Annotated in this window: 21 protein-coding genes; 15 read left to right on the plus strand and 6 right to left on the minus strand. The window is 51.0% G+C overall.

Features of this window, described 5'->3' with window-relative positions; translation table 11 throughout:
- The first annotated feature begins 152 nt into the window (after positions 1-152).
- Both BMX45_RS01040 and BMX45_RS01045 read left to right on the plus strand, forming a co-directional pair.
- Positions 153-1,856 carry a methyl-accepting chemotaxis protein gene (locus tag BMX45_RS01040; protein ID WP_090908129.1) on the plus strand — a complete coding sequence of 568 codons (1,704 nt, stop codon included), beginning with the start codon at positions 153-155 and terminating at the stop codon, positions 1,854-1,856.
- Positions 1,857-1,965: 109 nt separating this feature from the next.
- Positions 1,966-3,246 (plus strand): bacillibactin exporter BcbE, encoded by a 1,281-nt coding sequence (locus BMX45_RS01045; RefSeq protein WP_090908130.1) that lies wholly within the window; start codon positions 1,966-1,968, stop codon positions 3,244-3,246.
- A gap of 121 nt (positions 3,247-3,367) precedes the next feature.
- On the opposite strand, the gene BMX45_RS01050 is transcribed toward BMX45_RS01045, so the two are convergent.
- Positions 3,368-4,606 carry an MFS transporter gene (locus BMX45_RS01050; protein WP_090908131.1) on the minus strand — a complete coding sequence of 413 codons (1,239 nt, stop codon included), beginning with the start codon at positions 4,604-4,606 and terminating at the stop codon, positions 3,368-3,370.
- Positions 4,599-5,063 (minus strand): MarR family winged helix-turn-helix transcriptional regulator, encoded by a 465-nt coding sequence (locus BMX45_RS01055; protein ID WP_090908132.1) that lies wholly within the window; start codon positions 5,061-5,063, stop codon positions 4,599-4,601. Before BMX45_RS01055 ends, BMX45_RS01050 begins: the two co-directional genes overlap by 8 nt.
- 228 nt (positions 5,064-5,291) lie before the next feature.
- Here BMX45_RS01055 and BMX45_RS01060 point away from each other — a divergent pair, with 228 nt between their 5' ends.
- From BMX45_RS01060 to BMX45_RS01075, 4 genes are all read left to right on the plus strand, one after another.
- On the plus strand, positions 5,292-6,029 hold the full coding sequence (locus tag BMX45_RS01060; RefSeq protein ID WP_090908133.1) for a glycerophosphodiester phosphodiesterase: 738 nt from the start codon (positions 5,292-5,294) through the stop codon (positions 6,027-6,029).
- A 4-nt stretch (positions 6,030-6,033) separates the two neighbouring features.
- Positions 6,034-7,242: an SLC45 family MFS transporter gene (locus tag BMX45_RS01065; protein ID WP_090908134.1), complete on the plus strand. Its 1,209-nt coding sequence runs from the start codon at positions 6,034-6,036 to the stop codon at positions 7,240-7,242.
- 146 nt (positions 7,243-7,388) lie between these two features.
- The gene (locus BMX45_RS01070) at positions 7,389-8,399 is read left to right on the plus strand and encodes a LacI family DNA-binding transcriptional regulator (RefSeq protein ID WP_090908135.1); all 1,011 of its coding nucleotides are present in this window, start codon (positions 7,389-7,391) and stop codon (positions 8,397-8,399) included.
- A 108-nt stretch (positions 8,400-8,507) separates the two neighbouring features.
- On the plus strand, positions 8,508-11,729 hold the full coding sequence (locus BMX45_RS01075) for a cellobiose phosphorylase (RefSeq protein ID WP_090908136.1): 3,222 nt from the start codon (positions 8,508-8,510) through the stop codon (positions 11,727-11,729).
- Positions 11,730-11,799: 70 nt separating this feature from the next.
- Here BMX45_RS01075 and BMX45_RS31160 read toward each other — a convergent pair whose 3' ends face one another.
- Positions 11,800-11,973 (minus strand): glycine zipper domain-containing protein, encoded by a 174-nt coding sequence (locus BMX45_RS31160; protein ID WP_175495014.1) that lies wholly within the window; start codon positions 11,971-11,973, stop codon positions 11,800-11,802.
- A 232-nt stretch (positions 11,974-12,205) separates the two neighbouring features.
- Between BMX45_RS31160 and BMX45_RS01080 the strand changes: the two genes are divergently transcribed.
- From BMX45_RS01080 to BMX45_RS01090, 3 genes are all read left to right on the plus strand, one after another.
- Positions 12,206-12,829 carry a TraX family protein gene (locus tag BMX45_RS01080; protein WP_090908137.1) on the plus strand — a complete coding sequence of 208 codons (624 nt, stop codon included), beginning with the start codon at positions 12,206-12,208 and terminating at the stop codon, positions 12,827-12,829.
- 55 nt (positions 12,830-12,884) lie between these two features.
- The gene (locus BMX45_RS01085; RefSeq protein WP_090908138.1) at positions 12,885-13,316 is read left to right on the plus strand and encodes a hypothetical protein; all 432 of its coding nucleotides are present in this window, start codon (positions 12,885-12,887) and stop codon (positions 13,314-13,316) included.
- 70 nt (positions 13,317-13,386) lie between these two features.
- Positions 13,387-13,962: a macro domain-containing protein gene (locus tag BMX45_RS01090; protein ID WP_015736389.1), complete on the plus strand. Its 576-nt coding sequence runs from the start codon at positions 13,387-13,389 to the stop codon at positions 13,960-13,962.
- Positions 13,963-14,299: 337 nt separating this feature from the next.
- On the opposite strand, the gene BMX45_RS01095 is transcribed toward BMX45_RS01090, so the two are convergent.
- Positions 14,300-14,497 carry a hypothetical protein gene (locus BMX45_RS01095; RefSeq protein ID WP_090908139.1) on the minus strand — a complete coding sequence of 66 codons (198 nt, stop codon included), beginning with the start codon at positions 14,495-14,497 and terminating at the stop codon, positions 14,300-14,302.
- A gap of 87 nt (positions 14,498-14,584) precedes the next feature.
- Between BMX45_RS01095 and rpiA the strand changes: the two genes are divergently transcribed.
- The 4 genes from rpiA (at position 14,585) to BMX45_RS01115 (ending at position 17,021) form a co-directional block, all read left to right on the plus strand.
- A complete protein-coding gene (gene rpiA, locus BMX45_RS01100; protein WP_090908140.1) occupies positions 14,585-15,301 on the plus strand; it encodes a ribose-5-phosphate isomerase RpiA in 717 nt (238 codons plus the stop codon).
- Positions 15,302-15,350: 49 nt separating this feature from the next.
- Positions 15,351-15,800: a MarR family winged helix-turn-helix transcriptional regulator gene (locus BMX45_RS01105; RefSeq protein WP_090908141.1), complete on the plus strand. Its 450-nt coding sequence runs from the start codon at positions 15,351-15,353 to the stop codon at positions 15,798-15,800.
- Positions 15,801-15,829: 29 nt separating this feature from the next.
- On the plus strand, positions 15,830-16,261 hold the full coding sequence (locus BMX45_RS01110; RefSeq protein ID WP_090908142.1) for a GNAT family N-acetyltransferase: 432 nt from the start codon (positions 15,830-15,832) through the stop codon (positions 16,259-16,261).
- 124 nt (positions 16,262-16,385) lie between these two features.
- A complete protein-coding gene (locus BMX45_RS01115) occupies positions 16,386-17,021 on the plus strand; it encodes a GDSL-type esterase/lipase family protein (RefSeq protein ID WP_009595336.1) in 636 nt (211 codons plus the stop codon).
- 87 nt (positions 17,022-17,108) lie between these two features.
- On the opposite strand, the gene BMX45_RS01120 is transcribed toward BMX45_RS01115, so the two are convergent.
- Positions 17,109-17,780, minus strand: a complete 672-nt coding sequence (locus tag BMX45_RS01120; protein ID WP_036663981.1) for a tetratricopeptide repeat protein — start codon at positions 17,778-17,780, stop codon at positions 17,109-17,111.
- Positions 17,781-17,957: 177 nt separating this feature from the next.
- Here BMX45_RS01120 and BMX45_RS01125 point away from each other — a divergent pair, with 177 nt between their 5' ends.
- Both BMX45_RS01125 and BMX45_RS01130 read left to right on the plus strand, forming a co-directional pair.
- Positions 17,958-18,224 (plus strand): helix-turn-helix domain-containing protein, encoded by a 267-nt coding sequence (locus tag BMX45_RS01125; protein ID WP_090908143.1) that lies wholly within the window; start codon positions 17,958-17,960, stop codon positions 18,222-18,224.
- 196 nt (positions 18,225-18,420) lie between these two features.
- Complete coding sequence (locus BMX45_RS01130; RefSeq protein ID WP_015736381.1) at positions 18,421-18,531, plus strand: hypothetical protein; 111 nt, start codon at positions 18,421-18,423, stop codon at positions 18,529-18,531.
- 155 nt (positions 18,532-18,686) lie between these two features.
- On the opposite strand, the gene BMX45_RS01135 is transcribed toward BMX45_RS01130, so the two are convergent.
- Positions 18,687-20,660 carry a stalk domain-containing protein gene (locus tag BMX45_RS01135; protein WP_090908144.1) on the minus strand — a complete coding sequence of 658 codons (1,974 nt, stop codon included), beginning with the start codon at positions 20,658-20,660 and terminating at the stop codon, positions 18,687-18,689.
- Positions 20,661-20,967: the final 307 nt, after the last annotated feature.

A 20,967-nucleotide genomic window follows, 5' to 3' on the forward strand; every position in this document is an offset into this window, starting at 1 on the left:
TTATCAACATTTGACCGGTGATTAATAATTTTTTTTCAATTATTTTCGAATTAAGCGATTTCACGGTAGTCCTGCCTATTCACTTTTGACACAAAATTGACGAAAAAAGGAATGGGGGTATATTACTTATATCAAAGGTCGGGTGCTTGCGGATGAAGATAAAAACAAAATTGATTCTTTCGTCTACGATACTTGCGACGGTTACGGCGGTTATCGTAATCATTGCGTTAATCACTTCGAATATGACGGAGAAGAGGTTCAGCAAGATTATTGAAGAGGACCAGAAGGTCATTTATAACCTGACGCAATTGGAGACCCTATTAACGGGCGTTTCCAATGATGAGCGGGGCTACTTATTGACCGGGGATTCGACCTTTGCAGATTCATTGAAATCGAAACAGGAGTCCATCGTCAAACTCATGGCCGAAACCAAAGGCTTAATGACGGCAGAAGAAGACCAGAAGGTATTTAACGAGATTGAAGCCGGTTATGTCGTATACTCCGAGGCCATTGCCGAGGTATTGAACAAATTGGGGTATGACACCGGTTTTTACAAGGCGGTCCCGTTCCGGGTATATGAAGCTGCCTTTAACAAGGAGCGGGAAGTGCGCAAGTCTTTTAGCGAGCTGATCGCGCAGTTTACGGTACATAAAAATGAAGCCCTGGCAAAGCAGGCTGATCAGATTGCGTCCAGCAGCCGGTTTCAGAATTTGATCATCATGCTGATCGGAGCGGCAGCCGTCGTTTATTTTGCCATACAGGGCTATCTCTTGACCCGCTCGATCCGTCCTTTGAACCAGATGAGCAGTCAGCTTCTGAAGATTGCCGAAGGCGGGGGTGATCTGGTCACCCGATTACACATTACAACAAAAGATGAAATCAGGGATGTAGCCGACGCTTATAATAAATTGGTCGATGGCTTCAGGGAGCTGGTCGTCCAAGTGCAGGATACTGCAGGTAAAGTGGGTATCGCTGCTTCGACGCTGCATTCGACGACAGAGGAAATCCGTCAGGCTTCCCACCAAACGTCCGGGATTATGGAAGAGCTGGCTGCCGGGGTAGAGAACCAGCTGCAGGATACGGAGGAAACGACGGCGACCGTTACGGATATGGCGGAAGGCATGAAGCATATCGCGCTTGCAGCCCAAGACGTTTCCGGACTGGCGGCAGCGGCGAACAAGCTTGCGGCTGAAGGGGAACAGGCACTTGTGCATACGCTAACCCAGATGGAAGGCATCCGTACCAGCGTGGACCAATCTGCGCAATCCGTGCGTGCGCTCGGAGAGAAGGCCTCCAACATCGGGGCGATGGGACAGATCATCATCGAAATTGCGGAGCAGACCTCGCTTCTTGCCTTGAATGCCTCCATTGAAGCCGCGCGGGCTGGCGAGCATGGCAGAGGTTTTGCGGTCGTCGCCGCAGAGGTCCGGAATTTGGCTGACCAGGCATCGAACTCCTCCGTGGAAATCAGACAGTTCGTTCACGAGCTGCAGCAAGACATCCTGAATCTGGCTGGCGTGATGGAACAGGGAACTCGCGAAGTCACCGAAGGCATGAATGTGGCGCAAGGAGCCGAGCGAGCCTTTAAGGAAATCGAGCAGTCGGTCGGTGAATTGAACGGGCAGATTCAAAGCGTCACCGCTGCAACCGAACAGATGAATTCGGGAGCCGGGGAGCTCGTTCACGCGATCCGTCGAATCCAGGAGGTCACGGAAACAACGGCAGGCGGCACGCAAAGCGTCAGTGCTGCAACGGAAGAGCAACTGGCGTCCATGGAAGAAATCACAAATTCCGTTGAAGATCTTAACGTGATGTCTGGCAAGCTTCGTCAGTTGATGTCGGGATTTAAAGTATAATTAAGGAAAAATTGCATATAGGAAAAAACGGCCACCTTGACGTCATGCATATTCTGGGCGAAAGAACCTACAATATGGATGACAGATAACGTAAAGGTGGTCTTCTCTCATGGAAAACAAGAAATGGGATCTGGTTGCCCTAGCATCCATACCACTCATCATGACGTTAGGCAATTCCATGCTGATTCCCATTTTACCGCAAATTTCCAAGGTTTTAGGGATCAGCTCCTTCAAAGTGAGTATGTTGATAACGGTGTATGCTGTTGTAGCCATCTTGCTGATTCCGATTGCCGGGTATTTGTCGGATCGGTATGGAAGAAAGAAGATCATCATCCCGAGTTTGATTATTGCGGCGTTAGGCGGAGCTGTGTCCGCGGTAGCTGCCTGGCTGCTAAGCGGGACAGGGGCGTATTATGTCATATTAGCCGGCCGTTTTCTGCAGGGTATCGGTGCAGCGGGGGCCTTCCCGATCGTCATCCCGCTTGTCGGTGACATGTTCAAAGAGGAAGAAGAGGTTAGCAAAAGCCTCGGAATCATTGAAACCTCCAACACGTTTGGTAAGGTTGTCAGTCCGATATTAGGTGCGCTGCTGGGAAGCTTCATTTGGTTCTTGCCCTTTATATCGATTCCGGTTCTATGCCTGATTTCACTCGTGCTGGTCATTTTTTTGGTGAAGACGCCAAAGTTGAATAACAATGATAAACAATCCCTGCGTGAGTTTTTGAAAACAACCAAGGGGGTTTTGCATGAGAAGGGAAGATGGCTGTATGCGATATTCGCCATCGGCGGCATCGCCATGTTTGGCGTATTCGGCGTTCTTTTTTATTTGTCGGAGACGCTGGAAAGCACTTACAAATTACATGGCGTAATAAAAGGATTGGTGCTTGCAATTCCACTGGCTTTATTATGCCTATCTTCTTATCTTGCCGGTAAATTCACGGGCAAAAACAAAGCGGCAAAGAAGTGGACCGGCTTCGCCGGCATGGTTATTTTGACGGCTTCCCTTATCGTCACCGGCTTTAGCGAACAGATCTATTTTGTCGTCGGGATGATGACGCTTGGCGGCATCGGGATCGGGATGGTGCTGCCGTGCATGGATACGCTGCTGACGGAAGGCGTGGAGAAGGAGCAGCGCGGCACCATCACCTCGCTTTACAGCAGCATGCGTTTTATCGGGGTATCGCTGGGGCCGCCGGTCGTTTCTCTCCTGCTGGGCGCGAACCATTGGCTGATGTTTGGCACGCTGGCAGCCGTTGCGGCCGTAGGCGGTCTGCTTACGTTATTCGCGGTGAAGCCGGAGGCAAAAGAAGACGATTCCGGAGGGAATTCATACCGGGTCGATTTCAAGAAACCGCAAGGATTGAAAAAGAAAGGTCTTGTCCATAAATAATGGACAAGACCTTTTTTCATATGCCGGGATCAGTTTGGCTGGCCGGTCCCTTCCCTTATGGCCAAGCATCCCGGCATCCGGCATTCCGGCTGACGAAGCTTTTTCGTTATCGCTTTGTTCATTAACCTGCCACGGTAGCCTCGGTGTCCTTAACTGCCGTGGTTGATTTGGAACGCGACTTGCCGGCTGCCTGCACGATGATATAAATCAGGATCAACAGCACGAGCGCAATCGCCGAGTAACGGTACATGACGGCATAGGAAGTGGATTTGGCGATGGCGCCGAGCGCAATCGATCCGATGGCCACGCCGAAATCCAGGGAGTTGAAGAACATGCCGTTGGCCATGCCGCGCTGCAGCGGATGAACCTCCTGAATCATCCAGGTCTGGATGGACGGCTGCATTGCCCCAAAGCCGATGCCGTAGCAAAGCGCCGATGACAGCATGGATCCCGTCGATGTGGCGAAGGTAAGGAGGAGCAAACCGGATACCATCAGAATTGCGGCGGGTATAACAAGCGCTTTATGTCCATACCGGTCATATATTCTGCCGGAGAACGGCCGTACGAGAATGATGGCAATGGCGTTGAACAAGAAAAAATACTGCGGATTACGGAGGTGAGCCTCCGCTCCGAACAATGCCATGAAGCTCAGGAGCCCGCCGTACGTAATCGACATCAAAAAGTTGAGGATACTGGGAAGGATCAGTTTTTTGTTAAAGGACCCCTTCGGTTTATCCTCAACTCGGGGTTGAAGCGCTGCAGGGCGCTCCGCGTTCCGTTTAGCCGCTCTTGATGTCAGGAGGTAGGCGAGAGGGAAGATCAGAAGGTTGATGATAACCGTGATGAACACGAGCGGAGTGAAACCGCCGCTTTGCAGCAGCGTCAAGCCGATCATGGGACCGATCGACATGGCAAGCGTAGTGGATAGCCCGAAATACCCCATGCCTTCGCCCAAGCGTTTGATTGGAATGACATCCGATGCCATGGTTGGAAACGAGGTGCTTGTCATGCCAAAGCCGATGCCGAACAATATGCGCATCAGCAGCAGGAAGGCTATGCCGCTCGCCCAGTAATAACCGAGCGTGGCTGCCAGGGAAATCAGCAGCCCGACGTACAGCAGCAGCCTCAGCTTTCCTTTTTCCAGCGCTTTGCTTGATACGAAGCGGGAAGCGATCGCACTGAAGGCGAACAGGCTGGTTATGAGGCTCACCTGCAAGGGGCTTGCCGTGAACGCCTCCTTGGCGTATGCGGGCAGCGTGGTCAGCATCATCTGCAGGGTCAGGAACAGAAAAAGGTTGCTGACCATCAACGTGATGAATTCTTTGGTCCATAGCGGTTGTTTCGTGTTGATATCATTCATGTGGAACATCTCTCCTGTTGTTGTGTAAGTTGTGTATGTTGGCATTGATGCGCGAGAGTGTGTCCCAGAACATCTCCAATTGCTTCTCGTCAATGCCCTCGATTAATTGGCTTCCGCATTGACTTTCGATGGCTGTGGTCGCTTCAATCAGTTCCTTGCCTGTATCTGTCAAAAAGAGCTGAAAAGCTCTCCGGTCGTTAACCGACACGGATTTAGAAGTGTATCCTTTTTTCTCGAGCAGGTCCAGAATACGGGTTGTCGTGGGCTGGTCTTTGTCCGCTTTGGCGGCAACTTCCTTCTGATTCAGCCCCTCGTGCTCGCCGATGTGGTACAGAACCAGCCATTGCTCGGGGGTGATGTCATAGGGCTTCAGGGCATTAGCAAACAATTGGGATGCGCGCCGATAGGTGTAACCCAGATGAAAACCGATGGAAGGGTTGCGTTTAGGTATTTTCAAGAAAAAGTCACACCTTTCATTTCAAGCTTTCAAAAATACTTGTCTAAACAATTATATGCCTAACATACAAATCGGTCAAACCATTTGAAAAATTAATTAGGACATGACAGGGTTTCATCAACCGATGTGGAATATGAAAATGGAATGATAACATAGCTCTAACAATTGCGAGCTATATTTATAGTACAAAACCAAAACCAAAACCTAATCACTCAGGAGGAAGTACAAATGTCACAATTGATCAATTTCGCACACCGCGGGTCATCGGCCATATGCCCCGAGAATACGATGTCTGCCTTTGCCAAAGGCTTGGAGCAGGGAGCTACCGGGATCGAAACCGACGTCCAAATGACGAAGGATGGAAAGCTGGTATTGATTCATGATGAGAGTGTCGCCCGCACAACCGGGGCCGAGGGGCTTGTCAAGGATTATACATACGACGAGCTGTCCAAGCTGGACGCAGGCTCATGGTTTGGGGCCGATTTCCAAGGCGAACGGATTCCGCTGCTGGAAGAACTGCTGGAATTAACGCAAAGCCGCGGCACGATTGTTAATATCGAGCTGAAGAACGGAACGATTCAATACCCAGAGCTGGAAAAGCGCGTGATTGAGGCTGTAAGGCATTACAATATGGCGGAGCAAATCGTCATTTCGAGCTTTAATCATTATTCCCTGGTGGAATGCAAACATATTGATCCAGAAATTCGTACCGGGCTGCTGTATAGTGAAGGGCTGTACCAACCGTGGGAATACGCCAAATTGGCTAAAGCGGATGCCCTGCACGCATACCATCGAGCGGTTCTGCCGGAGTGGGTAACGGAAGCGAAGCAGCATGGCGTCGTCTATCATCCGTGGACCGTGAATGACGAGGGAGGGATGAAAGAGTTGATGGATGCGGGCGTTGCGGGCATCATTACGGATTATCCGGATGTGCTGAACGGACTGCTGCAAACCAAGGGAGCGTGACTTTGTGAGGAAAACATGGCTGCTGGGCTTCGGCTTTTTTAGCATCAGCATTACTTGGGCGCTGTACAATGCGTTTGTGCCCTACTTTCTGGAGGATTACATATCCAGTGTCGCATGGATCGGTTTTTTTATGACGATCGACAATTACTTTGCCTTGTTCTTGCAGCCATGGATTGGAAGCCGAAGCGACCGTACCCATACCCGGTACGGCAGAAGAATGCCTTACCTGCTTATCGGAATGCCGCTAGGCGCTTTGTTTACGGCCATGATTCCGTTTCATAACGGAATGGCGACGTTGTTGCTGTTCATGGTCCTCATGAACCTGGCCATGAGCCTGTATCGTTCGCCAACCGTTTCATTGATGCCGGATATAACGGAAGAGAAGCGACGTACCAGAGCCAACGGCATCATTAACTTTATGGGCGGCTTGGGCTCCATATTGGCATTTGGCTTGGGCTCGGTGTTGTACAGTGCCCATGCATCGCTGCCTTTCATTGCAGCTGCCGGCGTAACGCTTGTCTCTTTGTTCATTCTGAAGACGTTCATCCGAGAGAAACGCGATGCTCCGGGCTATCAAGCCCAGACGGCCGCCAGAGCCAAAATTTCCTTGAAAAGCCAAATCAATCGCACGACGGTACTGCTGCTGGCGGCCATATTTTTCTGGTTCGTGGCGTACCAAGGGGTTGAGACGCTGTTTACGCTGTACGGGAAGAATGAGATGGGGCTGACGGAATCGCAGGCTTCCTTTTCCTTGACGTTTTTTTCGCTCGCCTTTGTTCTGTTTGCGATTCCCAGCGGATGGCTTGGCGGTAAATTCGGGAAGAAACGGCTGATCCTGATCGGCGTCAGCGGGCTGCTGATTGTCTTTGCGCTCGTCCCATGGGTAGAATCGCTGCTGCTGCTTCGCGTACTGCTGACCGTTGGCGGATTGTTTTGGGCTTGCATCAATATCAATTCTTACCCATTCATCGTATCGACCGGATCGGAGGACAGCATCGGAACGCGGACAGGAATGTACTATTTGGTGTCTTCGCTGGCGGCGATATCGTCGCCGCCTCTGCTTGGCAAGCTTATTGACGGAATGGGATATTCGATCCTGTTTTATTGCGCCGCAGGCAGCATGCTGCTTGCGCTGATCTGCATGCTGATGATTCGTCATCAGGAAACGGATCATTCCGCTAAAGCGCAGAACGCCTCCGCCAGCTTGTCCTAGCCGTTGTCATTTGGATAACCGGGAGTTTTAGCTCCTGCCCGGATGTGCGGAATAACATTGACGAGTGCCTGCCGGCACAGGTAGAATTTAATACCAGAGAGATGGTCTTAAATTATGTCGGCGAAGGGCAGGAGCTGATACCAAGGTTGACAACGATTTACGATATTGCGAAGAAAACAGGCTATTCGCCTACGACGGTATCCAAAGTCTTCAACAATTATCCGGATGTTCGGGAAAAGACGAGAGTCAAAATCCTGGAAACCGCGAAGGAAATGGGGTATCTTCCAAACGCCAATGCCAGGTCACTTACGACCAAGCGATCCTGGACGATCGGCATTCTTTTTGTTGAAGCCACGGGAGCCGGAATTCGGCATCCCTATTTTGGAGCCGTCATCGAAAGCTTTAAGAAAATCTCCGTATCCAAAGGGTATGATCTGATGTTCATTTCCAAGGATGTCGGCGGCCGAAGAAGCAGTTATGTGGAGCATTGCAAAATCAGGGGCGTCGATGGCGTTGTGGTCATCCTGTCGAGCAACGATGATCCCGATTTCCAGGAGCTGCTGGATAGCGGCATTCCGTGCGTCATTCTGGATTCGTCACCGGAGCATGTGCATTCGGTATACTCCGACAATATCGGAGGCAGCATGCTGGCAATCCGGTATTTGCACTCGCTTGGACATCGCAGCATTGCCCATATTTCGGGCGGATTGAATACGTTTGCAGGCGAGCAGCGCCAACATGGCTATGAACAAGCGCTGCGTGAGCTGGATCTGAACCTAAGGGAAGAGTACATAACCGGCAGCGATTTTTACTCCACCGAGAGCGGATACGAAGCCATGAAGAGGCTGCTTGCGCTTGAGGATCGGCCGACAGCCGTTTACGCCGCTGGGGATTTGCTCGCGCTTGGAGCGATTCGAGCCGTGCTGGACCATGGCCTTAGCGTGCCGGGAGACGTGTCGGTCATCGGCTTTGACGATATTGAAATGTCCCGCTACATTACCCCTGCATTAACGACGGTCCGTCAGGATACGGAGCAGCTTGGCAAGGTTGCCGCGGAGATCCTTGTTTCTTCAATCGAAGAGCGGGATACCGCCGTGAAGTCGGTTATGCTGCCAGTCGAATTAATGATCCGGGAGTCCTGCCGCCCGGTCACCTAAGGTGAACCTAAAGAGCAGGATTCGTTTTTAACCTAATTCGAAACCGGTTTCGAATTAGGAGCTTCTTGATTTCAGCGAATGATGCACTCATTTAAGGAGGATTTGAACATGTCCAATTATCGTTTTGAGAAGGATGCCTTTGTTATCGAGCAGTATGATCTCGCCAAGCCGTTTTCCAGCTTCCTGCCAGGGATTGCCGGATTGAAAGGGATACCGATGTGGACCTTTTACGTCAATCGGGGCCAGGGGATAAGCAGTTTCGGCATACGCGACAAGAATTCGCCGATTATGGAATTCTCGCCGGCCAATATCTCGTATAAGAACGTATCCGCCACCGGCTTCCGCACGTTTATCAAGATGGCCGGGACGCCGGCCGTATATGAGCCGTTCCAATCCTTTCAGCCGGACACGAAGGCACGGAGAACGATGCTGATTCGTCAGAATGAGCTGGTCATCGAGGAGGAGCATGCAGATAAAGGTCTTCGAACATCCGTTTCGTATTTCCAGCTGCCCGGTGAAGATTTTGCCGCGCTCGTCCGCCAGGTCAGCGTGACGAATATCGGGGCCCGGGCGGAATCGCTGGAGCTGCTGGACGGTATGCCGGAGATTCTGCCTTACGGCATCGAGAACAGCGGATACAAGGAGGTCGGCAATCTGCTGCGAAGCTGGATGGAAGTAAAGAATCTGGACCGGGGCATACCGTTCTATAAGGTTCGCTCCAGTACGCATGACGAGGCGGAGGTTACCGAAGTTACGAACGGCCATTTCTATCTATCGTTTGATCAGCACGGGAATTTGATCAAACCGATCGTAGATTTTGAGCTGATATTCGGCGGAAACACTTCATTGATCCACCCCGATCGATTTGCTGCGGGTTCGATCGAATCCTTGATGCAAGCCACGCCGTATCCTGTGAACAAAGTGCCATGCGGCTTCAGCGGATTATCGGCGCGGCTTGAGCCTGGGGAGACGGAAACCGTGTATACGCTGGTTGGTCATGTGAACGATATCGGCAAAATCAACAAACGGTCGAAAGATTTGTGTTCGCCTGCCTATATCCTCGATAAGCGGAAGGAGGCATCGGCATTGACCCGGCAATTAACCGATGACGTAGCTACCCAAACAGGGTTGCCCGTATTTGATGAATACAGCCGGCAGTCCTATTTGGACAATTTCCTGCGGGGCGGTTATCCGTTTATATTCGATAACGGGAAGGATGGGGCGGTCGTCCACCTCTACTCCCGCAAGCACGGGGATCCGGAGCGGGACTATAACTTTTTCTCGCTGGCTCCGGAATATTATTCACAAGGGAACGGCAATTTCCGGGACATGAATCAGAACCGCCGAAATGATGTGTTTTTCAATCCGAAGGTGGGCACGTTCAACATCCGGATGTTCTTCAGCCTCATTCAAGCGGACGGTTATAATCCCCTTAGCGTAGAAGGCACGCGGTTTCGAGTAGCCCCAGGCATGGAGGGGGAATTGGATAAGCTACTGCAAGTCTCTGCGGCTCAGGAGGATTACGATAAGCTCGCGAAGGCATGCACCGGGGATTTCACCCCGGGCAAAATCATTAACGCGATATCGGATCAAGGCATTCGGCTGGCGATCGCCGAGGAACGGTTTTTATCGGGATTGCTGACGATATCCGAACAGCATTTTGCGGCTTCGTTCGGCGAAGGCTTCTGGTCGGACCATTGGACCTATAACATGGATTTGGTCGATGGTTTCCTGGATATTTATCCCGACCGATATGAAGAGCTGCTGTTTGGCGAGAATGCCTATACATTCTTTGACAGCCCGGTATATGTGCTCCCACGGAGCGAGAAGGTCGTGATCAGCCGGGGCAAGGTTCGCCAGTACGGCGCGCTGCTGGAGGACGAGGAGAAGCTGAATAAGCTCGGCAGAAAGCGGAACGCGGCGGAATGGCTGCGGGTGGATGGCGGACAAGGCGACATTTACCGTACGAATCTGTTTGTCAAGATGATCTCCTTATCCCTCAATAAAATGGCAACGCTCGATCCTTACGGAATGGGCGTTGAGATGGAGGCAAACAAGCCGGGCTGGAATGACGCGATGAACGGATTGCCGGGCCTGTTCGGCTCCGGGATGAGCGAAACGATGGAATTGAAGCGCATGGTGGCATTCATTGTGGAGGCTGCCGAGCGGTTCGGTCATCATACGGTGATGGTGCCGGAGGAAATTGCCTCTTATTTAGAGAGTGTATATGATGCCGTGCAGCAATATCAAACCGGTGCACTGGACTCCTTCCGATATTGGGATCGGGTAGCCGGGCAGCGCGAGTCCTATCGGGCATCCGTCCGATACGGCATCAGCGGCTTGGAGGTTGAGATTCCGGTGAAACACGTAAAGAGGATATACGCGGCTTTCCTGGACAAGATTGAAGAAGGGATTCAGCGTGCCGAGCAGCTGGGGGGCGGAATCGTTCCGACGTACTTCCGCTTTGAAGCGGAGCGATTCGAAGAAATCCGGGATGCGGAGGGCAGCCCGGTCATCACCCGCTATGGCTTGCCTGCCGCTAAAGTGCTGGAATTCAAAGCATATGCGCTTCCGCATTTTCTCGAAGCCCCGGCCCGGGGAATGAAGCTCGCCAATGAAGGTCAGGCGAGAGCGATGTATGATCGGATCAAGGCTTCCGATTTATATGATGCCGCGCTGGGGATGTATAAGACGTCCGTCAGCCTGGAAGGGGAAGGCGATGAAATCGGACGCATCCGCGCATTCACGGCCGGCTGGCTGGAGCGGGAATCCGTATTTTTGCATATGACCTATAAATACTTGCTTTCCTTATTAAAAGCGGGACTGTACGACGAATTTTTCTCGGAAATTAAAACTTCGCTTATCCCATTTCTGGACCCGGCCGTTTATGGACGCAGCACTTTGGAAAATTCATCGTTCATCGCCAGCAGCGTCAATCCGGATCCCCATGTGCATGGACGTGGTTTTGTGGCAAGGCTGAGCGGATCGACGGCCGAATTCTTAAGCATGTGGATTATGATGATGGCCGGTAAAAACGTATTCCGTTATGAGGACAACCAGCTTCAGCTTCATCTGAACCCGGTGATTCCGGCATGGCTGTTTGACGACCGGCAGGAGGTATCGTTCACCTTCCTTGGCTCCGTCAAGGTAACGTACCGCAGCGAGCGAGCTGCCAATACGTTCGGACAAGACGGCGTTGCGATTCAGCGATTCACGTTGACAACGGCGGGAGGAGACAACTTCGAGGTAGACGGCCCCCTCCTTACGGGCAAGTGGGCCCATGAAGTCCGCAACGGAAACATCCGGTCCATTCTTGCAGTCATGAGGTAAGTTTACGGAACCCGAATAGACCACCCGATTCTAGCCGGGTGGTCTATTCCTTGTGCTTTGGCGTTTTCGTTTATTCTTGGGGCGGCTTTTTGTTCTTGGTTGTCATGGCGGAGCCGAACGATATGCCGATGGCAACACCGATTGCTATGCCTATAGCAATATTATTCATTGCCACTCCAATCGCCACGCCCACGCCGATCCCCATGCATATGCCTAAGGCCATGTTGTTTTTTTTCTTTTCCATCGGGCAGTCACCTCCATCTGAGAAGATGTTGAAATAGGATTCAAACCAGCGTTTCCTTCGTCCTCCAGCTGCCTTTGTTCTTATTATATAGTAGGATATCGGACATGGATGCCGGATACCCAATTCTTCATCTTTTCTCCGCTTGCAAGTCCCCTGTTTGCAACCCATAATAGATATATCGATTCCACATACATAACGAATGTTCATCTTACCGTGCGAGGAGGGGGTTATCATGCAGTGGATCGCTATGCTGACGATGCTGATTGATCATATCGGGCTTGTGTTTTTTCCGCATCAGGAGATGTGGAGAATCATCGGCCGCATCGCATTTCCAATCTATGTTTACGCTCTCGTGCAGGGACACCGCTACACTTCATCGAGACCCAAGTATATCGCACGGCTGGCCGTTATTGCAGTGGTCTCCCAAATTCCATACCAGCTTGCGCTGGATCCCGAAGGGCTGAACGTGGTCGTAACCTTGTTGGCCGGAGCCTTGGTTCTTTATGTGCTGGAACGATCGGATTCCCGGCTGCTATCATGGATGGTGGTTGTTGCCGCCTGTGCGTTGATGAGTGAGTTTCCATTTGATTACGGAGCCTACGGCTTGCTGTTGATCTTGATTTTCCGATATGCTCAGGCCGGCTGGCTTGTTCCGCTTCATATGTTATTGAACCTGCTGTTCTGGTTCCTTAATGATTGGGAGCTGCAGATGTGGAGCGTCATCCCGACGGCCGTGATAGCTTATGGCCCTCATGTATGGAGAAAACTGGAGTCCGTCCGGGTGAGCCGCTGGGTATGGCGTTCATTTTATCCGCTGCATTTACTGGCTATTGCCGTATTGCGGGTCTTTATATAACAGAAGATTTTAGGTTAATGCCTCATGAACTGATCATATACAAGGAGAGACATTCATGCTGAATATCGCAATCGCTGCCTGCATCTTACTGTTCGCGGCAGCGGGTTACATCGCGTTTATGAATTCCAAATTAATTGCGGATAAAAAACGGGAAGCATACATTCCTTCGCCTGCTTCGGAATATACCGTTTATATGACGCCTCAATTCACCGAGGAGGACAAAAGGACGCTGAGTCCGATCGGCGTCATGGAATTTCGCGATCCGCAAGGTTTGATGAAGGTATATCTTTGCCGGGTCAAAAATGAATCCGAAGACTTGAAGCTGGAGCAAGCCGGCAACGTGTTTCTTCATCATCTGACCAAGGCCAGGGACACCGGCACGCTGATGTTTTATCGGACCGTGGAGGAAGCGCTGCAAGGGCCGGAGGAGAAGGTCTTAACCGACCGTCTGTCTGCAGCCGCGAAAAAAAAGGCGAGGACAGAATAGGTCGAACAGGGTCAATCCACCCTCTTGCGGGGTAATAGAGAAATAAAAGACCGAAAGGAGATTTTCCGAAATGAAAACATTTAAAATCGGAAGGACATCGGTCTCCGTCTTTATAGGCGATATTACGACATGGACGGGCGACATTATCGTCAATGCTGCAAATTCGGGACTGCTGGGCGGAAAAGGCGTGGATGGCGCGATTCATAGCGCCGGAGGGCCGGAGATCATGGAGCAGTGCATGGAAATTCGCAAGCAGCAAGGCGGCTGCCCGCCAGGCAACGCCGTGATTACAGGAGCAGGCCGGCTGCCTGCCCAGCATATCATTCATACCGTCGGCCCGATCTGGGAGGGCGGCGGAAGGCGCGAGGAGCATACGCTGGCGGAATGCTACCGCAACAGTCTCCTGCTTGCAATCGAGGTCGGTGCCAAAAGCATCGCCTTTCCTAATATAAGCACGGGTATCTATGAGTATCCTAAAGCTCCGGCATGTGACGTGGCACTAAAGGCGGTGACGAAGCTGCTTGAGGAAGATCTGCCGGATAACCGGCTGGAGCGGGTTGATTTCGTTTGCTTTTCTCCCGAGAATGAAGAGCTCTATGTCCGTTGGCTGGAGCGGTTCACGCAGGAGAAGGAGGCGCAAGTATAAGAATAACCTCTATCGACGTACATTCTCAGAAGACAGACCGCATGTATAGGATGTTTTTCTTGCGATATCAGGAAGCCCATGCTTCGAAGTTCATACTTTCTGAGATCTTAAGAAAAACCTCTATCGACGTACATTCTCAGAAGACAGACCGCATGTATAGGATGTTTTTCTTGCGATATCAGGAAGGACCAGGCTTCGAAGTTTATACTTTCTGAGATCTTAAGAAAAAACCTTGTGATTATAGAAGTGTTCAGCTCTGCTGTAACATGGTGTATTCTATAATCTTAATAAAAAGCAGGGGCGCACATTTGCGCCCCTGCCGTTTATTCGCCGTTTATTACATATGATAGGAACCGCTTGGTTCAAACAGCACCCATTCCAGCATGGTAATCATGTCGTCAAGACGGGCATCCTGATTGAGAAGGGAAGCGCGCTCAGGGCTGTTCTCTTCGAGAGCTGCCAGTAGGGTTTGCATTTTTTTCTTTTGCATCGAAAGCTCATTGATTTTGGATTTGATCTGGTTCTCTGTTCGCATGGCATAATCCTTTCCTTTGGCATGAAAATGATCACTGTACCCCATATTATAACATTTGATTCAGCTTAAGACGAAGGAGCGGGTCCTATGACGAGTGAAATGAATATGAAGAAAATAGCGGCTGAGCATGCCGCCAAGTATGTTCAAGACGGGATGAAGATCGGGCTGGGCACAGGCTCCACCGCCTATTACGCCATACTCAAAATCGGGGAGATGGTCAGGTCCGGACTATCGATTCAGGCCGTGGCTACCTCTGACGCTTCGGAGAGGCTGGCGATGGAACAAGGAATTTCCCTGACGCCCATACATCAGATCGATCGCCTGGATTTGACGATCGACGGGGCTGACGAGCTGGATGATCAGCTGCGGTTAATCAAGGGAGGAGGCGGAGCCCTTCTTCGCGAGAAGATCACGGCTTATCACAGCGAACGGCTCGTGATTGTGGCGGATGAGGCAAAAGCGGTAGTTCAACTGGGCGCTTTTCCGCTGCCGGTTGAGATTGTCCCTTTTGCCTATGAGTGGACGATTCATTCCCTGGCACAGCTTGGTTGTTCGGTCCAATTGCGCCGTCTGCCGGATGAAGGGGTGTATGTAACGGATAACGGGAATTATATTGCTGATTGCCGGTTTCAGGAAATCTCGAGGCCGGAGGAATTGAGCTCCCGTTTAGGCAATATACCCGGCGTGGTTGAACATGGTTTGTTCATCGGCATGGCTGATCAAGCGATTATCGGCTGCCGGGACGGTTCGGTACGGATACTGCATTCTGCGAGCATGCAGGCAAAGAATACATTTGACAGTTGAACCGGCGTTCATTAACCTTAAATACATGATATCTTTCGGAGGGTGAAGTATGTCGGATTTTCAAGAACACGAGGATTACCCGCTGCATCTGCTGGTTGTCCTGGCCAGAGCTTATAACGCAGTGATGACGCATTCGCATCGAAGCATCAACAGCCACGGATTGAATTCCACTGAATTTGGGGTATTGGATGTGCTGTACCACAAAGGTCCGCAGCCGCTGCAAAAAATAGGGGAGAAGGTGCTTATCTCCAGCGGTAACATTACATACGTGGTCGATAAGCTACAGAAGAAAAACCTGCTTGTTCGCCGGGCTTCCGCTGAGGACCGCCGCGTAATTTATGCCGAGTTGACCGCAGAGGGGAAGGAATTCTTCGAAGCCATCTTCCCTCAGCATCAGGAATTGATGGTTAACGTGCTTAGCGGATTGTCGGAAGAAGAAAGAGCGCAGGCGGCCAAGCTGCTGCGCAAGCTGGGGATCAGCGCAGAGAAGAAGCTGTAGTCCTACATGAGTTTAGATTGGAGATAGGTATGCTTAAAGATATAACGATGCAAGCGTCGCAGCCCGAAATCAAGGAGCTGCTCAGTTACTCGGTTTTCCCGGATCCGGAGGCGGTGGACGAGGCAGCCGCATTTTATCAGGGCGGCGACAGCCGGTTGTTCGGCTACGAAGAGGACGGACTTCTTCTGGGAGTCATCGGTTTTGATGTGATGGAGGACGAGCTTATCATCCGGCATTTAGCGGTCCTGCCGGAGAATCGGGGGAAGGGATACGGACGCGGGTTGATTTTGGAGCTGCTCCTCGAGGTGCAGCCTAAACCGGAACGAGTCATTGCGGAAACGGACGAAGAGGCCGTGAACTTCTACCGCAGTATCGGTTTCGAGGTTTACAGCCTGGGAGAGAAGTACCCGGGCGTTGAAAGATTCCGCTGCATTTATGAGGTGGAGGAATCCGAAGAGTAGTCATTCCTATGGATGCATGTTACGTCTCCAATTGGAATTAAAATTGCCATTCAAGTTCATATACCCGTTTCGCACAGGAGGCATTCCTCATATAATGTCGTAACGAGCGGGGCAGGGGGTGAACATGTTGGTGTACCATTATACCGCTGTCGGCGATTCCTTGACCTTTGGGTTTGGGGCGATGCCTGGCAGCGGTTTTGTTCCGTTATACCGTCGGATGGCGGAGGAGAAACTTCGCCAATTCGTGGCCCATGAGAACCTCGGGGTCAATGGATTAACCTCGGATGAATTATACGATCGGGTCGTTCAGCTTCCAACGTATCGCTATCATTTGCAGCAGGCCCAGATTATCACGATGTCGATCGGCGGCAATGACCTGATTCGTGCGGTGAAGTCCACGGGAGGTCGACCGAATCGGGAGGTGCTGGACACCGCCTTGTATCGATGCCAGAACCATGTGGCTAATATCGTCAAACATATCCGCAAAATAAAGTCACCGGCCAGCAAGCCTTATTTTATTCGCGCTATCGGTCTGTATAATCCATATCCGGCCTGGACGGAGGCAACGGAATACGTGATTCGGTTCAATCGGCATTTGATGGGATTGAGCGACGGCTATTTTCGCGTTGCGGATATTTACGCGCAATTTTCTGGCCGAGAGAAGGAACTGATGTCGGTCGACGGTTTACACCCGAATGGCCGAGGGTACCGGGTGATCGCGGAACAGTTAAACCGGCTTGGGTACAAGCCGCTTGCATAAGAAACGAATATTTTCATGAAAAAAAGGACGTCCCCGGGTCTCATGACCTCTAACGGACGTCCTTTTGGTTTAAGTCATTAGTAACGCTTAGAATAAGTTCCTGAACCAACTTCGAACTGCCCATTTGCGTTCCTGCCGTTTTTTGTATTTGGGCAGCGAGCGATACACGTCCATCGATTCCTGATAGGATTTCTTGGCATCTTCGGCCCTTCCCAGCGATTGATACATATACCCCAGCAAATAAAAGGCTTCGCTGGAGGAAGAGTGAATGGCATGGAACTGCTCCAAATAGTGGAGCGCCTTCTCACGGTCCGAATCCCGAAACGCCTCGGCAAGCCTAAGATAAGGCCGGCCATATTTGACTCTCGGATTGATTTGAAGGGCCCGGACGATATCGGCCTCTCCCTGAGCGATGCTGCCGGTATGCAGACGCGCGCTTCCGATATCGTCCCAGAATTCGGCGGAATCCTCTAAACTGGATTCCATGGTTTCCAGCAGCTTTAGGGCCTCTCCATACTTGCGGCGCTCCAGCAGCAATCGGGCAAGCTCGTGCCGGGATGATACGTCGCTAGGGCTGACCGCAATCTGTCTGCGCAGCTTGGATATAGCCCTTGCACGCTTGAACGGCTTCGTCACACTGGGAAATACCCCGACAAAACGGCGATCCAGCACGTACACGATAAGAAGCAGCACCAGAATCGCCGTTATCGGATTGCCGAAAATGTAAAACAAAAATCCGAAAATAATGAGTTTAAACAAATAAATCCCTCTATTTCCTTGTAATGTCGTAGCCCGAATTATACCATATCATGGATTTATTTGGGGGGAAATGCGGTCGGTTCTATAGACCTTAAAAGGATGCGCATGTCGGAATAGGTCGCAGGTATTGAAAGTAGCCAGGTGATAACCGATATAGGTAGTAAAGAGGTGATAATCATGGCGAAAAAGGGACAGACATTCCATCATTACAGTTTCGAAACAAAGAAAAAGGCAGTCGCCATGCGGCTGGAAGGGATGACGAAGAAAGAAGTGGCATCCGCCTTACAAATATCAGACATCGGACGGCTGAAAGTGTGGATGCGCAAATACCGGGAGCTGGGAGAAGAAGGCTTGGTCGATCGCCGCAGACGAATCGTGCATCCAGACCATGACAACAAACGGAATGAGAACGTACAGGTTCCGCAGCTGCAGAAAATACAGTAATTACATGAGGCGTGGTTGAACGACGGTTCCACCACGCCTCTTTCATATGGGAATCATGGAAAATCGGCGTATGGATACCCGCAGATGCGCGTGCATTTAGGCGGGTTCACTATTCTGATCGCGAACAGGCGGCAGCCCAGTTCATTTTAGCGGAAACGACATAACATGTGGTATGTTCAAAAAAGGAGGGATTGTTATGAGCGGAGTAGGAGAAGGCTACGGCGGCGGCTATGGATATGGCTCTTCTGTAGGTGCTATTTTGGTATTGTTCATCTTGTTGGTGATCATTACTCGCGCATTTATCTAATCCATCTTTTGAGCGAACTAAACCAATGAATCAATAGGAGAATACCAGGCACCATGAGCAGTCACAAGGAAAGACCGTCCCAAAGAGGCATTGCTGCTTCTTAGGACGGTCTTGTTTATGAATAACGAGCATTCTTGATTTGTGTCCCCTTCATGCTACATCATGATCAATATGGCTTTCCCGTTGACGAAAGATACGATATTGAAATTGGAGTACCCCCAAGTTTCAATGGTTTTTCCGCCGCCGGAGGTAACGTCTTTGGCAGCCGGGTTCCCCCATGAAAGCTGGACCTGCTCTTTCGTCATGCCGAGGGAAACCTGTCCGACTTTGATCTGCTTCCAGACGGAGGCGGACCATTTGTGTTTTTTATAGGGATCGTAAGTTAATAACGAGGCACGGTCCGCAAACAGCTGCGTCACTTCCGAAGACCGCATAGGATAACTTTTTACCGTTTTCCCCGATGCCGATTTGAAGATTACGTTGAATTCGCCCTTGTCGTCAGGCAAGATGTCGGTAACGGTCAATTTCGAGAAGCGTTCCAAATCTTCGAATTCGTTCACCCAATACGTTCGGCCGATATACTTAACCAAATTGCCCTGCATCGCTTTTTTGATCAATCCAGCCGTTTCGCTGGAGACGACGGTCATGGCTGCATCCGCGCCGAGGGAGATATGAGCTTGCTTCCACTTGGCATCCCAGCTGGTTTTAGCTCCCAGAGCATCGGATAACACGGAGGCCGGAATGAGCAGCTCGCCCTTGTCGTTCACGGGTGCGGCTTTGAGTCGGATGGTGCTTTCATTCAGCTTGGCCTGGTTGCTGCCTGCTTTGAACGAAAACAGGGTCTGGCCGAACTTCGCCTCCACGCTTCCGTTTTTAGCCGAATAGGTGCCGCCCAGCGCCTGGATGACGGATTTAGCCGGTACCATGACATTGCCGTTGACCTGTTTCGCGTATTTCAAATTGTTGCGCAGGCTGGACGATACCGTCACCGCTTTGGACTGGCCGCCTGAGGTTACCGTAATCTGCGTTTTGCCAACGCCTGCAGATTTCAGCGTGCCATTCTTCTGCATGCTCAACAAATACGGCTTCTCGATATCGATGCCGGCGTCTTTAACCGGTACCTTGATTTTCGCCCCGTTCGTATAGGTTTCCTGGATGCTCACTTCCAGTGATTCTCCTACATAAGGCGTCGCATCGGATATGGCAACGGACAAGCTCTTGACTACCGGTACATCGATGTTCTTGTTCTGCCCCTCCTTGTGATGTACCCAGCTCCCATCACTCCGCTGCGCATAAAAGCCTTCCGACAAATCCTTTGCATTCCCATAGATGGATGTTTTTACGATCCCGCTAAGTCTGGTAATCTGCTCCTTGAGTTTCCAGCGGTCTTTATACTCGCCGGTAGTCCATACGGTTCCGTCCTGGAGCGTAACAATGAGAAGATCCGTCGGCTCACTCGATGCATAAACGATATGAGCTGCATTCTGGGCCACGGTAACCGGTATGATCCGCCCGTTATCGTCGAAGTTGGACGTTTCGTACACGACAACGTCGCCGTTGTTCTGCAGCAGGGCAACGCGTCCGCTGTGTACCGTCATGGATTTGACGGCTGCCGGGTTTTCCACGATCCCGAGCTTTTTGAATTGCCCCTTTTTGTAGTTATCCTGGAGCAGCAGTTCTCCATTGGAGGATAATGCAGCGAATTCCTGATCCGCATGGGCGATCAGCAATATGCCGCTGAGGTTCTTCGCTTTTTCATCGCCGGCCCATACGGTACCGTCCGACTTCAGCCAGTAGGAACCCGCTATCTGCTTCACGCCGCTAGTACCCGGAACGACCTGGGGCCCCTTGCCGATGTCCCACTCTACTAAGCGGCCCTCCCGCGTCATACCGATGCCACCGTACTCATAACCGCTGATGGCTGCGACGGTACCTGGTGTTCGTATGGCATGTCGTCCGTCGATCAGGGACCACATGGAGCCATCGCTCATCAGGTAGGTGTTTTTTCCGGCAATGTCTTGGATCCGGAGCTCGGCCCCGTCGGCAGAAGCGATGTCTTGCGTCGTCCCTGCAAAACCAAGCCCTGCCAGCATGCTGAATAACACGAGAGCATACAACGTTCTTTTCACTTACATGACCTCTCTTCACTGTACAAATAGGAATATTTTTCAAACAACCTCCTTGTTTTCGACAAAATAGGCGTTATTCCTGCAAGATTTAGAGGAGCGTTGATTAAAAAGGAACAAAAAAAACGCTCCCGGATGGGGGCGTTTTGCAGATTAAGCTTGCCATTATTCGATGAATTTGTCCCGACCCGACATATACGATAAGCCGGTTCCCTTCAAGAGCAATAAAACCGCGCATGCATCATTTTTCGCGGTTTCGATTTTTGGGAACTTTCTGAATGTAACGATTGAAATTATTATGAACAGAGCA

Origin of the sequence: Paenibacillus sp. cl141a, from assembly GCF_900109305.1 — a bacterium.
GTDB lineage: Bacteria > Bacillota > Bacilli > Paenibacillales > Paenibacillaceae > Paenibacillus_AQ > Paenibacillus_AQ lautus_A.